At 39.3% G+C, this 15,330-nt stretch carries 15 protein-coding genes; 4 read left to right on the forward strand and 11 right to left on the reverse strand.

Annotated features, from left to right (window positions below; translation table 11 throughout):
* Positions 1 to 22: 22 nt before the first annotated feature.
* Genes ftsY through M594_RS06020 form a run of 3 tightly spaced genes read right to left on the reverse strand, consistent with a single transcriptional unit; the run spans position 23 to position 2,925 of the window.
* Positions 23 to 1,312 carry a signal recognition particle-docking protein FtsY gene (gene ftsY / locus M594_RS06010; protein WP_150922399.1) on the reverse strand — a complete coding sequence of 430 codons (1,290 nt, stop codon included), beginning with the start codon at positions 1,310 to 1,312 and terminating at the stop codon, positions 23 to 25.
* 3 nt (positions 1,313 to 1,315) lie between these two features.
* Positions 1,316 to 2,134, reverse strand: a complete 819-nt coding sequence (locus M594_RS06015) for a Cof-type HAD-IIB family hydrolase (RefSeq protein ID WP_173876230.1) — start codon at positions 2,132 to 2,134, stop codon at positions 1,316 to 1,318.
* On the reverse strand, positions 2,134 to 2,925 hold the full coding sequence (locus M594_RS06020; RefSeq protein ID WP_173876231.1) for a Cof-type HAD-IIB family hydrolase: 792 nt from the start codon (positions 2,923 to 2,925) through the stop codon (positions 2,134 to 2,136). Before M594_RS06020 ends, M594_RS06015 begins: the two co-directional genes overlap by 1 nt.
* A gap of 230 nt (positions 2,926 to 3,155) precedes the next feature.
* Here M594_RS06020 and M594_RS06025 point away from each other — a divergent pair, with 230 nt between their 5' ends.
* Entirely contained in the window at positions 3,156 to 3,851 is a 696-nt protein-coding gene (locus tag M594_RS06025) for a VIT1/CCC1 transporter family protein (RefSeq protein WP_173876232.1), read from the forward strand.
* 42 nt (positions 3,852 to 3,893) lie between these two features.
* Here M594_RS06025 and M594_RS06030 read toward each other — a convergent pair whose 3' ends face one another.
* The 8 genes from M594_RS06030 to M594_RS06065 all read right to left on the reverse strand — a co-directional run bounded on the left by M594_RS06030 (position 3,894) and on the right by M594_RS06065 (position 13,301).
* A complete protein-coding gene (locus tag M594_RS06030) occupies positions 3,894 to 5,882 on the reverse strand; it encodes an ABC transporter permease (RefSeq protein WP_173876233.1) in 1,989 nt (662 codons plus the stop codon).
* Position 5,883: 1 nt separating this feature from the next.
* Entirely contained in the window at positions 5,884 to 6,642 is a 759-nt protein-coding gene (locus M594_RS06035; protein WP_000173358.1) for an ABC transporter ATP-binding protein, read from the reverse strand.
* A gap of 541 nt (positions 6,643 to 7,183) precedes the next feature.
* Positions 7,184 to 8,692, reverse strand: coding sequence for a hypothetical protein (locus M594_RS06040; RefSeq protein ID WP_173876234.1), 1,509 nt, complete (start codon positions 8,690 to 8,692; stop codon positions 7,184 to 7,186).
* A 3-nt stretch (positions 8,693 to 8,695) separates the two neighbouring features.
* Positions 8,696 to 9,352, reverse strand: a complete 657-nt coding sequence (locus M594_RS06045; protein WP_173876235.1) for a hypothetical protein — start codon at positions 9,350 to 9,352, stop codon at positions 8,696 to 8,698.
* A 191-nt stretch (positions 9,353 to 9,543) separates the two neighbouring features.
* Entirely contained in the window at positions 9,544 to 9,816 is a 273-nt protein-coding gene (locus M594_RS06050; protein WP_173876236.1) for a PspC domain-containing protein, read from the reverse strand.
* Between the two features lie 58 nt (positions 9,817 to 9,874).
* Entirely contained in the window at positions 9,875 to 10,324 is a 450-nt protein-coding gene (locus tag M594_RS06055; RefSeq protein WP_173876237.1) for a SprT family protein, read from the reverse strand.
* The gene (locus tag M594_RS06060) at positions 10,311 to 12,440 is read right to left on the reverse strand and encodes a Tex family protein (protein WP_173876238.1); all 2,130 of its coding nucleotides are present in this window, start codon (positions 12,438 to 12,440) and stop codon (positions 10,311 to 10,313) included. The genes M594_RS06055 and M594_RS06060 overlap by 14 nt, the downstream gene beginning before the upstream one ends.
* A gap of 480 nt (positions 12,441 to 12,920) precedes the next feature.
* Positions 12,921 to 13,301 (reverse strand): PBECR2 nuclease fold domain-containing protein, encoded by a 381-nt coding sequence (locus M594_RS06065; protein ID WP_173876747.1) that lies wholly within the window; start codon positions 13,299 to 13,301, stop codon positions 12,921 to 12,923.
* Between the two features lie 155 nt (positions 13,302 to 13,456).
* Between M594_RS06065 and M594_RS10125 the strand changes: the two genes are divergently transcribed.
* The 3 genes from M594_RS10125 to M594_RS06075 are packed head-to-tail and all read left to right on the forward strand — an operon-like array spanning position 13,457 to position 15,306.
* Entirely contained in the window at positions 13,457 to 13,588 is a 132-nt protein-coding gene (locus M594_RS10125; RefSeq protein WP_000268685.1) for an SPJ_0845 family protein, read from the forward strand.
* Positions 13,589 to 14,494, forward strand: a complete 906-nt coding sequence (locus tag M594_RS06070) for a permease (RefSeq protein ID WP_173876239.1) — start codon at positions 13,589 to 13,591, stop codon at positions 14,492 to 14,494.
* The gene (locus tag M594_RS06075) at positions 14,491 to 15,306 is read left to right on the forward strand and encodes a TIGR03943 family putative permease subunit (protein ID WP_173876240.1); all 816 of its coding nucleotides are present in this window, start codon (positions 14,491 to 14,493) and stop codon (positions 15,304 to 15,306) included. The genes M594_RS06070 and M594_RS06075 overlap by 4 nt, the downstream gene beginning before the upstream one ends.
* Positions 15,307 to 15,330 lie beyond the last annotated feature (24 nt).

The raw sequence follows: 15,330 nt of genomic DNA on the forward strand, positions 1-15,330 counted from the left end.
CTTGCAGGATTTTTGTTTCTGATTAGATTAAGCCTTCCAAGAGACCCTTCATAAAGTTTTCTGAGTTAAACTCTCCAATATCATCGATTTTTTCACCAAAACCAATCAATTTAACAGGAATATTGAGTTCTTCACGGATGGCTAAAACAACACCACCTCGAGCCGTTCCATCAATCTTGGTCAAGACTATTCCTGTCAAAGGGGTAATTTTCGAAAATTCTTTGGCCTGCACAAGAGCGTTTTGACCTGTTGATGCATCAAGTGCTAAGAAGGTTTCATGCGGTGCTTCTGGCACAACACGTTTGATGATACGACCAATCTTTTCCAACTCAGCCATAAGGTTGTCCTTGTTTTGTAGACGACCTGCAGTATCAATCATGAGAATATCGATATCTTCAGCCACAGCACGTTCCATGCCATCAAAGACCACACTGGCTGGGTCAGCTTTCTCAGGTCCAGTCACTACTGGAACATCTACTCGTCGACCCCATTCAGCTAGCTGGGCTACCGCCCCTGCACGGAAGGTATCTGCCGCAACAAGCATGACCTTCTTACCAGCTTGTTTGTAGCGGTTGGCTAGTTTCCCGATAGAAGTTGTTTTCCCGACACCATTAACTCCAACAAAGAGCATAACTGTCAAACCATCTTGGAAATGGATTTGTTCATCGTAGTTGCCATCCTTTTCATAGAGTTCAACCAATTTCTCGATAATGACACTGCGAAGTACATCAGGCTTCTTAGCGTTTTCGAGTTTAGCTTCATAGCGAAGCTCTTCTGTTAAGTTAGAAGCGACTTGAACACCAACGTCACTCATAATCAGCAGTTCTTCCAGTTCCTCGAAGAATTCTTCGTCAACAGAGCGGAAATTAGCAAAGAAAGCATTTAAACGAGCACCAAATCCTGTACGAGTTTTCTTAAGACTGCGGTCATATTTTTCCTGAACAGTTTCTTCTGATTGAAGCCTTTCTGGTTCAAACACTTTAGAACTATTTTCTTCTACAGTTCCTTCGTACTCAAGCTTCTCTTCATCTGGGACTTCTTCTGAGTTTGGTAATTCTTCTATTTCTTCTTGAGGAACTTTTACAACTGGCTCTAAATTGTTATTTTCTTCAACTGTCTCTTGATTTTCGTCTTCTTTAAACACAGCTTCTTCAGAACTTTCAACTTCTGCTTCTTCATGAGGAAGTTCCTCAGCTTCTGTTAAGGCTGGCTCAACATCTTCAGACAAATCAAGATTTTCCAGAGCTTCTTTTACAACTTCTTCGATTTTAGGTTCTTCTTTTTTTCCGAATAGACGGTCAAATAATCCCATATCTTAGTTCTCCTTTAGCACATATTCTTCGATAGCCCAGGCGACAGCCTCTTCATCATTGGTCATTGGAGTCACTACATTTGCGACTGCCTTGACTTCAGGAACAGCGTTTTGCATGGCAACACCGAGCCCTGCCCACTCAATCATAGATAGGTCATTGGCCTCGTCACCACAGGCCATAACTTGGCTTTGGTCAATTCCAAGATGGCTGATTAGTTTTGCTAAACCTGTTGCTTTATGAACATTCTTTGGTGACCACTCTAGCAACATTTCACGTGATTTAAAGATTTCATATTGGTCAAACAATTCTGGAGAAATCTTCTGAATGGCTGCATCCAAGGGTTCTTGAGCAAAGGCAGTCACACATTTATTATAAGTCATTTGACTAGATAAGTCTGCAAAGTCCACTGGAACAAAAGTCAAAGCTGGATTGAATTTGGCATAAAGACTTTCTTGGTCGGATTGAATCTGATAAACAGTTCCTTCTGAGATAGCATCAAGAGGAAGTGATAATTTCTCTGTTTCCTCATACAAGCGTGACACATCATCATATGAAAAAACTGTCTTATCAAGGATTTCACCTGTATTTTTCTGAACCAAACCACCATTAAAAGTAATGGTATACTCATCTTCCCGACCATTAGTCCCTAGCTCATGGAGAAAGAAATCCATAGCTTTTAAGGGACGACCAGTTGTCAATACGACCTTGATACCACGATCACGCGCAGCTTTCAAGGTTGCCTTGGTTCGATCCGTCAGCCTTTTATCAGTAGTCAGCAAGGTCCCGTCCAAGTCCAATGCAATCAATTTTATATCTGCCATTATAAGCCCTCCATATAAGCTATAACCGACTGGTCCTTATGGTGACCAATCACAGTCTCTGCTAATTCTAAAATTTCTGGTCGTGCATTTTCAGGAGCTACAGGATGTCCCACAACCTGCATCATATGCAAGTCATTTAGATTGTCTCCAAACGCCATGACCTGATCCATTGTGATACCAAGTTTTTTAGCTAATTCAACAATAGCCACTCCCTTATCGACATAGTCCAGAACAATATCAATAGATTCAAAGCCAGTTGTCATGGCCTTAACACCAGGAACATGTTCATTGACCCAAGCTTCACCAGCTTCCAGCGTTTCTTCTGTGAAGTTGGTTGTAAATTTGAAAATGTCATCTGTGATATCTTCCAAACTCGCTACTTTTTGGATATTTTCATTATAGTGCTGGCTCACTTTCAAATAGGTCTCATCAACCGTATCTAACACATAAGAACCCTTCTTACCCGTCAAGAGCAGTTTATTGATATCTACATAAGGTGACATTTTCAGCATTTCAAAAGTCGTCAGATAAAAGTCACGAGACATGGTCGCTTCATACAAGTCCTGACCTTGATATTCGACCAAACTGCCATTTTCCGCGATAAAAATAATGTCATCACGAACATCAGCAAATAATTTTTCTAAGGATAGAAATCCGCGCCCTGAAGCTACCGCAAAGTAAATCCCTTTTTCCTTGTAGGAAACCAAGAGAGACTTGAGGCGGTCCATATCAAAGCATCCATTCCCATCTAGGAAGGTTCCGTCCATATCCGTTGCTACTAGCTTAATCATAAAATCTTTCTTACTCCGATTAGTAAATCTACCTCCTATTATACCATATATAACTAGAAAAAGGACGAGTCTATCAGCTTTGCATCTCTTTTATCCTTCTCTACTAGCTAGTACTGTTTCTAACTTTTAAAAAAGCTCGTAAAATTAAAATCGTGCAACTTTTTTCAGATACTTTTAAAAGATTGATTTAATTACCTGTTTCCTTTATACTGGATAAAAAGGAGATTAGTATGTCAGAAACAAATCACGAAATCGATTCAAATTTTGCAGGTCGTTTAAATATCCTGCGTGCAGGTGTTCTTGGTGCCAATGATGGGATTATTTCCATTGCTGGTGTGGTTATCGGGGTTGCCAGTGCCACTAGCAATATCTGGATTATCTTTTTATCAGGTTTTGCGGCTATTTTAGCTGGTGCCTTTTCAATGGCTGGTGGAGAATATGTATCCGTTTCAACTCAAAAAGATACCGAGGAAGCAGCCGTTGCGCGTGAGAAACTCTTGCTAGACCAAGATATGGAACTAGCCAAAAAGTCCCTCTATGCTGCCTATATCCAAAATGGAGAATGCGAAACCTCTGCTCAACTTTTGACCAACAAGGCCTTTTTAAATAATCCTCTCAAGGCTTTGGTAGAGGAAAAATATGGGATTGAGTATGAAGAATTTACCAATCCTTGGCATGCTGCTATCTCTAGCTTTATTTCTTTTTTCCTTGGTAGCTTACCACCAATGCTTTCAATTACCGTTTTCCCAAGTGGTTACCGCATCCCTGTTACTGTCCTTATCGTCGGTGTGGCCCTTCTTCTCACTGGTTACACTAGTGCCAGACTTGGAAAAGCCCCAACCAAAACAGCTATGATTCGGAACCTTGCTATTGGTCTCTTAACTATGGGAGTTACCTTCTTGCTAGGACAACTTTTCAGCATTTAGTATACAAGAAATACCTCGATTTTGAAGTCGAGGTATTTTTTTTTACATTTGCACAATCTTGCGATAACTTCTTGAAGTAATCATGAAAATCAGCACATAGGCGATGAGGAAGACAGCGCAGATAGACAAAGTCACTGTCAACATCATAGTCGCATCCAGTACACCTATCACTTTAAGAATCAGGCTAAGCATATGATAGGCAAAGGCTAGGTGTAGGAAAGCAAAGAGCAAAGGGAGGAAGAAAACAGTTAAAACCTGTTTGTTGATGGTTTGCTTGATTTGCTTTTGATCTAAACCGACTTTCTGCAAGATAATAAAGCGTTCACGGTCTTCATAGCCTTCAGAAATTTGTTTGTAGTAGATGACCAGAACCGTTCCGACCATAAAGATAATGGATAGGAAAATACCGATAAAGAAGACACCACCAAAGAGGGCACTCATTTGAGCACTAGCATCTGCTAGATTGCTACCATACACATAGCTACCTTCCGTGTTTAATTGAGCATTAAACTGGTTGAGGTATTTATCATATTCTTCAGCGACCTTGAGTTGTTCTTCTTCGTTGGCATTTACATTCATACCACCGTAAAACTGATTATAGATAGCCGAATCTGGGAATTGATCCAAAAAGGCTTGTAAATTAGGTACAACAAGGTAATTGTAATCAGCAGTCAAAATATTAAACTGATTTGGAACATGGTTTACAATGAAATCTTTAGTAAATTCTTCTTTGACAGAAAATTGATGATCATTTAGAGTTAGAGCTTTCTGTTCTTTAACTCCCTCATTCTTTGCAAAGAGTCCGACCTCATTTCCTGATAGAGACAATTTTTGGCCAGTCATATTTTCATAATCTTTTTGGTCAAATACCATGAAAACTGTTGTGGGTTGGACACGATTTTGTCCTTTTTCAAAAAGGGTTAACTTGCTACCTTCTTGGTTTGCAACACCAAAGTAAGCGTAACGAAGCACTTCTTTCTCTTTAATCTTATAACCTTTATCACTTGCAAACTGGCTCAAGAGTTTGTCCAAGTCTTCTTTTTCAACATTTTGCCCTGAAACCCCAAAATCATGAGGATTTAGAACTTTTTTAAAGCTTTCTGAGGCATTGAAAATACTAGTCGCTGCTGACATGGTTACCAAAACCATTGTTGACAAAATTGCGATAGTTGCTAGTCCAACCGCATTTTTCTTCATACGGAAAATCAAGTTAGACACTGAGATAAGGTTATTGGGCTGGTAATAGTATTTCTTATTTTTCTTTAAGATTTGGAGGAAAACGGTAATACCTGCATTGAACAAGAGATAGGTTCCAAAAATAACCAGCAAAACAGCTAGGAAGAAAGTTGTTAAGGCTGTAAGAGGATCTTTTACAGTAAGGGAAAGATAATATCCAATCCCTAAACTTATGGAACCAAGAATAGTTTGGAGAGGTAGGAAACGACCTTTTTTCTCTCCGCTTGCTTTCTCACGAGAGAGCTGGAGGGCATTCATACGGGCAATTCGAAGGGCATTCAGGAACATGAGGCCTAGGAAAATCAAACCAAAGACAACAAGTACTGCAATGACAACATTCATTTGGAAGGTAGCGACCAGCTCAACCTTCAATTTCATCAGTTTGAGCAAGAAAGCGAAAATTAACTTGTCAAACAAGGCTCCAATACCGATACCCGCTCCAACAGTTAGAATCCCAAATACCACTAACTCCTTAAAGGTCATACTGATTAGATGACGCTTCTCCAAGCCCAACATGCCATAAATTCCTAGTTCCTTGGAACGGTTCTTCATGACAAAACTATTGGCATAGAGGACGATAATGGCTGACGCAAGGGTGACGACAAACATACCAAATCCTAGAGTAGCTTGAATGGTTGTCCCTCCACGGATTTCCGAAATCTTGGGATTGAAGGTTAAGGAGTAAAAGAGATAGGTGACGGTGACTGCCAAGAGAACAGCCAGCGCAAAAGGATAGTAGAGTTTGCGGTTTTTAATCAAGTTCGATACCGCTAACTTATTGGTTAATCGAAACATACTAATTCACCTCGCTTGCCATGACAGTCAAGGTATCAGAGATTTCTTGGAACATCTGACGTTCTGTCTTCTCTCCACGGTAGATTTGGTTGTAAAGAATGCCGTCTTTGATAAAGAGTACACGTTTAGCTCTGCTAGCTGCTGCTGTTGAGTGGGTTACCATAAGAATGGTTTGTCCACGCTCATTGATTTCATCAAAAACATCCAGTAGAGCTGCAGATGACTTGGAGTCAAGGGCGCCTGTTGGCTCATCCGCAAGGAGAATTTCAGGTTCTGTGATGATGGCACGAGCTACTGCTACACGCTGTTTCTGCCCTCCTGAAATCTCGTAAGGGTACTTCTCTTGTAATTGGTTGATTCCCAGATTCTCAGCTGTCACCACCAATTTCTTCATCATCTCCGTAATAGGTCTTCTTGACAAGACAAGTGGAAGCAAGATATTATCCTTAACAGATAGAGTATCTAGCAAGTTAAAGTCTTGGAAGACAAATCCTAGCTTTTCACGACGGAAGCTAGAGGCTTGTGAATTTTTAATGGTTGCGGTGTCCGTTCCATTTAAGTAAACCTGCCCACGACTTGGTTTATCCAGCATAGCTAGAATATTGAGAAGAGTTGATTTACCAGAACCAGACTCACCCATGATAGCGACGTAATCGCCTTTTTCGACGGTAAAGTGAATATCCTTGAGGGCTTCTACTTGGTTGCCCTGAAAACGAGTTTTATAAATTTTTTGAACGTGTTTTACATCTAAAAGTGTCATGAGAATCTCCTTTCTTAATATCCCATCAAATGAAATGTTGCTTGCATCATAGCGCACCCCAACTGAACGCGCTCGATATCTTTGTGGCTTAGTTTTCTTGTTTTCTTATGTAAGATTTTTTTCATGATGTTACTCCTTTGTTCTTTATGAGTCTAGTTTACATCAAAAAAAGACCGCTTGCCATAACCTAACCTTACAAAAAAGGCTTTAATCTTACATTTTTGTAAGATTGGGGGAAATATACCCATTTCATTAAAAATATTTTACCATAAAAAGAAAGTAATAATAAAACCCTTGCAGATACAAGGGTTCAAAAATTTTAAAATAGATTAGTCGAATTCATAGACTAACAGTAAAATAACTGTTTCTACCTCACCAAAACCATCCATCATTTTCTTCAATGGCTTGAGCTTCTTTGCGTTTCTATTTTAGCATTTAACAGTTATTGACTGCTCTAACTTAAAAAAATTTCGGATAGAAATAAATTGTCCTATATAATTATAAATATACTCGTACTTATAAAAGACATCCAATCCAAGTATTATAAATATCCTACACAATTTACACCTATAACTCCTCTTCTTAGGAATATCGTATGAAGTTTCTCATACTCAAATTGTTCATATTCAAATCGCTTGTATTCAAACTTCTCATATTCAAACGGTTCGTATTCAAACTTTTCATATTCAAAAACTTCAATTCCTATTTCTTTTAATACTTCTTCTGGCAACTCGTAATTTTGATCCACTAAACCAAATAGAATAAATCCTGAATCGACACAAAATGATAGTACTGGATTATATATTGAAGAGTAAATTACAGAACCAGCTATCGATCCTACAAAACTACCAATCATGTATCCTAGTACAGGAATTTCAATCAGAGATTGGCTCACAGAACCCATTGATAAAGCACAAGTTGTCACAAACATTTCTTTTATTAATTCATTAACCATCTCAGCTCTACTCATGTTACCAGTAGTGACTTGATACGAATTTTTCATTGAATTCATCACTAATACAGTCACTGCACCAACTACTGATGGATCGATAGATTTCATTGCACTACCACATAGCCCTGCCTTACAACTTGCTGTAATCGCTGCTGAAACTGTACCTCTTACAAATCCTTCACCTGCACCTGTAATAGCCGCAAATCCTATCTTTTTGAATTGACATTCTTCAATTTCTCCATTTTTAATTAGATAAGCTATGGCATTCAATACTTCAGGAGCAACTCTTAATGCCATTGATATGGTTGCTGCAGTTAAGCCAGCTTTATACGCATGTCTTAAGATATTGGTATACTTAATCAATTCTTCAGTTGTTAAGTGTAAATCCTTAGAATTTACTCCACCCTCTTTAGACAATTTTGCAAGTTCACGTGCTTCCTGTTCCGACAAAGTAATCGATTCATTCCCCTTATTATCTTTAACTTTATCACTCAGTAATTTTAGAGTTTCTTCATAGCGATGAACTTGCTCCGGTCGCTTTACAGCTTCTTCTCTTATTTTTTGCTCTAAAAACATAGTAGCTTCTTTTAGCTGATCTGATGGAATTACTCTATACTGACCTGCGTAAACTGGAGAATTTAAATCTGTTTCAGCTAATAATCCCCGTTCTTCTAAATATTTCTCGAGATTATCATTCCTACCTCGAGCTTTGTATTCATTGAAACGATTTAAAATACTTTTCGATTGCTGGATTGCACTTGCTGTCCCATCCTTATAATATTTTAAACCAAATTCAGCATCGAAGTTTATTCCTGTAATATCAGCAGAGCCAAAGTCATGACTACGATCAACTTGTACCCTGTTTTTTGAAGAATTAATAGCTGCATTAATATTAAAAGTCCCAGCATGCCAAAACTCAGCAACATCTCCCTTTAGTGTATCTATACGTGCACCATTATATTCAAATTCATTTAGATTATTCACCAACTTCTTTATCTCTGATTCTACAGAGTCTAAATAATGTACACCAGCAGTATGTCCTGCAAAATTACCTGCGTGCTTTTGAAAGAATTCGTATCCTTCTCTAAAGCCTTCCATTCATTATCCCTCCAAGAACTCAGATAATCCATCCAAATATAGTATTGCTGTCAGACCTCTGTATTGTTGATCCATGATTTTCTCTTTATCAGTTCCTGTAAGAAATTGAGTAACACCTAGCACTGCACCAGTAGCTAATGTAATCCCAGGGGCCAAAAAACCTAGTAGTGCACCTCCTGCTATCAAAGCTGCTTTATTTCCACCAACGACATCATTAACTGCATCTAAAGCTTGCTCTGGAAGTGATTTTGAAAATTCTATCTTTTCAAAGTCAGACTTATATCCACGACAAAAATCAACAAATTCATCATAAGTTTCTGGTTGACTAATAACTTCTGATACTAGCATCATCCCACGTTTTCCTAACCAACCATATTTCATTCCATATTTTTCAAATTTTATGTTCATGCTTGATATTTCATTCTTACTTGATTGATTCTCGCCAATAAAGAGTACGTGTTGTTCAGAGATTAAAGTTGCCATATTAGCTAGATAGTCCTTTTCGAGCCATACAGCTACTTCAATCGCACCATCTTTTGTGCCAACAATTAAATTATCTTCATCATCATTTGTACTTACAAGTTGACGTAAATAATTACCGTATCCATGAGTTTTATCATCGCAAACAATAATCAATTTTGTAACATTTTGTCCAAACATAAAGCTTCTCCATTTTTTTCTAAAATTTATAATTTTTTCTTCTTGATAAGTTTCATAATAGAATGTATAACATGTCCTACAATATCCATTAAAATAGTTTCATGCGCTTATTATACCATTTAGCAATGTATGTTGACAAGATGAAAAAAAGCCTTGTCTTCTATAATACAAAGCTTGTTTCCTTATTTACCTCACCAAAACCAGCCTTCATTATCGTCAATGGCTTGGGCTTCTTTGCGTTTACGTGGGCCTGTTCCGTACATTTCTGCTTCGATGTCTTCCTTGGTTGGCATGATAGAAGCTAGGATGATATAGATAATCACACCAAGTCCAAAATTTGCGACTGTAAAAATGGCAAACAGAAAACGAACAAGGGTAACATCAAAGTTCCACTTGTCTGACAGACCTGCCAGAACTCCTGAAATCATGCGATTTCGTCTCATTTTATAAAATTTACTGTTCATGATATTACCTCTTTCTACTAGGTTAGACATAGTATATCACGGGTAGGCTCGGCTTTCATCAGTCCTCAGGCTGATTTATCAGTAGCAATTTACCTCGACAAAGTCCACAGCGATAGCGTTTGGTATCAATCCTTCGCTTGCGATGATACCTTTGGTGGCAGGATTGGCAACGATAGAGCTTGAGTGGTTTGGAGTGGCTATTTGTCAAGGAGGGCACAAAACGTAATCCATCCACTGCTTTCAACAGTTCCTTAAAATCCCGATCCTTGTGTTGATAACCCTTCCCTTGAAAATAGAGGTGATAATGACAGAGTTCATGTCGGACAATTTTCCTAAAAACATCCAGACCCAGTTTCTGATAAACCTTGGGATTAAAATCCAAATGCCCATCTTTTGGGAAAAATCGCCCACCTGTCGAACGTAGACGAGAATTCCACTGAGCTTGATGGATAAAAGGTCTGCCGAAGTCTTCTAGCGAAACCTGTTTGACGTAATCAGTCAGTTTCATTTGGAGCGAGGAGCGACAGATTGACTTTTTCACGTTCAGTATCGATTTTCTTGACCCAGACTGTCACCAAATCACCAACGGATACCACTTGGCTGGGATGTTTGATAAATTTGCGACTCATGTGGGAAATATGAATCAAACCGTCCTCGTGAATCCCGATATCAACGAAGGCACCGAAGTCAACGACATTACGCACCACACCTTCCAGCTTCTGTCCGACAACAAGATCCTTGATATCCAGTACATCTTGACGGAGAACTGGAGCATCAAAAGAGTCACGGAAATCTCGACCTGGTTTGAGAAGGTCTGCAATGATATCTTTAAGGGTTTCTGGACCAAGGTCTAGTTCTTGCGCCATTTCCTTGACTGAAAGGGACTTGAGTTTACTTTGGTCTTCTTCATTCAAGTCTGTAATGTCCAAAAGTTTGAAAAGTTCCTTAACGGCAGCGTAATTTTCTGGGTGAACTCCTGTATTATCAAGGATATTGCTACTTTCAGGGATACGAAGGAAACCAGCTGCCTGTTCAAAGGCCTTGGCTCCCAGACGAGGAACTTTCTTGATTTGCGCGCGTGAAGTGATTTTCCCTTCTTCCTCACGGTATTTGACAATATTTTCAGAGATAGTTTTATTGAGTCCAGCGACATGGGAAAGAAGAGCTGGGCTGGCCGTATTAATATTAACACCGACTTGGTTAACTACAGTTTCTACGACAAAGTCCAGACTTTCAGACAGTTTCTTCTGACTGACATCGTGCTGGTATTGACCGACACCAATTGACTTAGGATCGATTTTGACCAATTCCGCAAGAGGATCTTGCAAACGACGGGCGATAGAAATAGCAGAGCGTTTTTCAACGGTCAAGTCTGGAAACTCCTGACGAGCAAGTTCACTGGCAGAATAGACCGAAGCACCACTTTCATTGACGATAACATAGCTGACTTCAGGAAAATCTTTCAGAACTTCCGCCACAAAGGCTTCGCTTTCACGACTAGCCGTTCCATTTCCAATGGCAATAATTTCCACGCCGTATTGACCAATCAAGTCTGCCAAATCTTTCTTGGCTTCTTCTATTTGACGAGCTGATGCTGGTTTGACAGGATAAATGACCTGAGTCGTCAGCATTTTCCCCGTCGCATCCACGACAGCCAGCTTGGCACCTGTACGAAAGGCAGGGTCAAATCCAAGAACCACGCGCCCTTTCAGCGGAGCAACCAAGAGAAGATTGCGCAGGTTGTCAGAAAAGAGTTGGATAGCTCCTTCTTCTGCCTTCTCGGTCAATTCTGTCCGAATACGACGCTCGATAGCAGGCAAAACTTTTTTCTTAACTGACTGTTGAATAACTTCATCAATATAGGTATTTTTTACCTTGAAACGAGCAGCAAAGAAGGCAAGAATACGGTCCGTTTCATGTTCAAAACCGACCTTCAAGACACCTAGCTTCTCCCCACGATTGAGGGCCAAGGTACGATAGCCTTGCATATTCCCAACCGTCTCTGAAAAATCATAATAAATCTGAAAAACCTGCTTTTCATCAAGACTTTCATCCTTGACTTGAGAAGTGAGTTTAGAGTGTCTCAGCACCTCCTGATAAGTCATGGAACGCAAGGCCACATCTTCCGATAAGGCTTCGACCAAGATATCAACTGCACCAGCCAAGGCTTCCTTACCAGTCGCAAATCCTTCACAGACGAACTTTTCTGCTTCCTTCTCTAAGTCAGTTACATTCTGCAAAATCAAGCGAGCAAGTGGGAAGAGTCCTGCTTCACGGGCAATAGTTGCCTTGGTCCGACGCTTTTCCTTGTATGGAAGATAGAGTTCTTCTACATCAGCTAATTTTTCGGCAGCTAAGATAGCTTCTTCCAACTCCTTGGTCAACTTGCCTTGTTCTTGAATCTTAGCCAAGACAGCTTCCTTGCGGTCGTTGAGATTGGTCAGGCTTTTATCCAAGTCGATAATGGCCTTAATTGCCACCTCATCCAAACTACCAGTCATGTCCTTGCGATAACGAGCGATAAAGGGAATAGTCGCCCCTTCTGCTGTCAAACTTAGAACAGTATCAATTTGCTTTAACGTCACTCCCAAATCCTGGGAGATTTTTTCATATTTTTTATCCATGAATCTATTATACCATAAGCCAATCTTATTCAAATTATCTCTTACAATTTTAAAACATAAGTTGGGAAATAAATTTACTTCATTTCAATATTCTATTCATTGAGAAGGTTTCAATTTAAAATTCTACTAGATTACAAAAGAATCTATGAGTAATTTCACTGTTTTTATTTTTGACAATAATTCGCCACTATTCTCCCTCTTTATTCTTGAAGAAAACGCTTTTTTGAACAATAGGATTTAGATTTCTGTTTCTAATCGTCCAAAACGCGTGTTTTTGAGAAATAAAAAAACCGCAAGCCTGAGCCTGCGGTGAGTGTAATCTATTTTGAAATTTTTAAACAAAAAAGGAGCATTTAAGCTCCCTCCTTTGAAATAACGGACACTTGGCTGGTCGGTGTACCCAGCATCTCAGATACCTTTTTCAAGGTGCGGCAGGAACCTTTCTGCCCTCAAATGTCTTTCGTTAATATTATTCTAGCACTATCTACTTTTTTTGTCAAGTTTTCTCAATCTACCAGACTTAATACGACTTTGTAACTTGTAATCTTGTAAACGATACATGGTCGGAACATAAAAGAAATCTCCACTTTTATGTAACTTAATGGCAACAAGAACATTATCATCAAATCTTTTAACATATTCAAAACTAGCATCTTTCTCTCGTGGATTGACCCCAACGAAATCTGGATTACTTAGTATAAGTTCCAGGTCTTCGATATGATGAATCACATCATTATGATGCCGTTTCAACATATGACTTCTTAAACCTTCTTTGTTAACTTTGATATCACTAGCTTCAAGAACAATATTAAAAATTTCTTTTACCTCGTCAGTAACCTGACCAATCTTTTTATGTTCCATCATTTCCTCCGCTATTCCACAATTATTATATCACAATCATAGTGTATATTAGGATATATCACGCTCTATTATTCGTTAGATACTCAATTTTAACTTTTCCCTTTTCCTCAAAATAATAGTATAATAGGGGTAGAGTTTAGAATCGAGGTACACCTATGGCTGTAAAATTTACAAAACGAGACGACTTGGACAAGATGTTTGAAGAGTTTGCTAAACTCCCAGATTTGAAGCAGGTCACTTTCCCTGATGACAAAGAGAAAAAAGCCAAAGCAGAAAAGAAAAACTAGATGACTGCTTTCCAACAACTCCCGTCTAGTGTACTTCAGACTGGGGCTATTTTTCTCTCTATAATCATTGAAGCCCTACCCTTCGTTCTGATAGGAAGTATTGTTTCAGGACTGATTGAGGTTTATATCACACCTGACAAGGTTTATCATTTTCTCCCTCGAAATCGTTGGGGGAGAATCTTTTTTGGGACCTTTGTCGGGATGCTTTTTCCCTCTTGTGAATGTGGGATTGTCCCCATTATCAATCGTTTTCTGGAAAAAAAGGTTCCCAGTTACACGGCAGTTCCCTTTCTCGTAACAGCACCTGTCATCAATCCCATTGTTCTCTTTGCGACTTATTCTGCCTTTGGCAACTCCTTCCATGTCGCTCTGTTACGAGCTCTTGGTTCCATTCTTGTAGCTGTAATACTTGGGATTTTTCTAGGATTTTTCTGGCAAGAACCGATTCAAAAAGAAAATCGTTTGGCCTGTCATGAGCATGATTTTTCTCACTTGAGTCCTGCAAAGAAAGTTTTTCAAGTCTTTGTGCAAGCTATTGATGAGTTTTTTGATACGGGGCGTTATTTGGTATTTGGCTGTCTCTTCGCCTCTGTTATACAGGTCTATGTTCCGACACGGATTCTGACCTCTATCAGTGCAACCCCTCTTTTTGCCATCCTACTCTTGATGCTTTTGGCCTTTCTTCTCTCTCTCTGCAGTGAGGCGGATGCCTTTATCGGTGCTTCTCTTCTCTCAAGTTTCGGCTTGGCACCAGTTCTGGCCTTTCTCGTCATTGGTCCAATGCTGGATATCAAAAATATTCTCATGATGAAAAATTACTTGAAAGCACGATTTATCAGTCACTTCATTACGATTGTGACACTCGTTGTCTTAGTATATTCTCTCTTGATTGGAGTCATTCTATGATTCGATTTTTAGTTTTAGCTGGCTATTTTGAATTGACCATTTATCTCCATTTGTCGGGCAAATTAAACCAGTACATCAACATGCACTATTCCTATCTAGCCTATATCTCCATGGTGCTTTCCTTTATCTTGGCTATTGTTCAACTGTATATCTGGATGAAGCAAGTCAAAACCCATAGTCATCTGAACAGCCGATTGGCGAAGGTGACGAGTATTGCTCTTCTGGCTATTCCTATTGTCGTCGGTTTAACTTTTCCAACTGTTAGCTTGGATTCTCAGACCGTTTCTGCCAAAGGCTATCATTTCCCCTTATCGGAAGGAACGGATCAAGCTATTCAGACAAGTGAAGGTACGACAAGCCAATATTTGAAACCAGATACCAGTTCTTATTTTTCAAAATCAGCCTATGAAAAGGAGATGCGAACGGCGGCAGATAAATACTTGTCCCAAGATAGTATTCAGATCACTAATGAAAACTATATGGAAGTCATGGAGGCTATATACGACTATCCAGATGAGTTTGAGGGTAAGACAGTCCAGTTCACAGGCTTTGTCTATAACGACCCCAGTCATGCCAATAGCCAATTTCTGTTCCGCTTCGGCATTATTCACTGTATCGCGGATTCTGGTGTCTATGGATTGCTGACCAAGGGAAATCCCCGTCAATATGAGAATAACACCTGGATAACAGCCAAAGGAAAACTCGTCAATCACTATCATAAAGAACTCAAACAAAACCTCCCAACCTTGGAAATTGACAGCTTTACCAAAGTCAATAAACCAGAAAATCCCTACGTGTATCGAGTGTTTTAAAAAGAGACAATATCAGAGTTTCTG

The sequence above is a fragment of the Streptococcus mitis genome, from assembly GCF_013305725.1.
GTDB classification, from domain to species: Bacteria; Bacillota; Bacilli; order Lactobacillales; family Streptococcaceae; genus Streptococcus; species Streptococcus mitis_BO.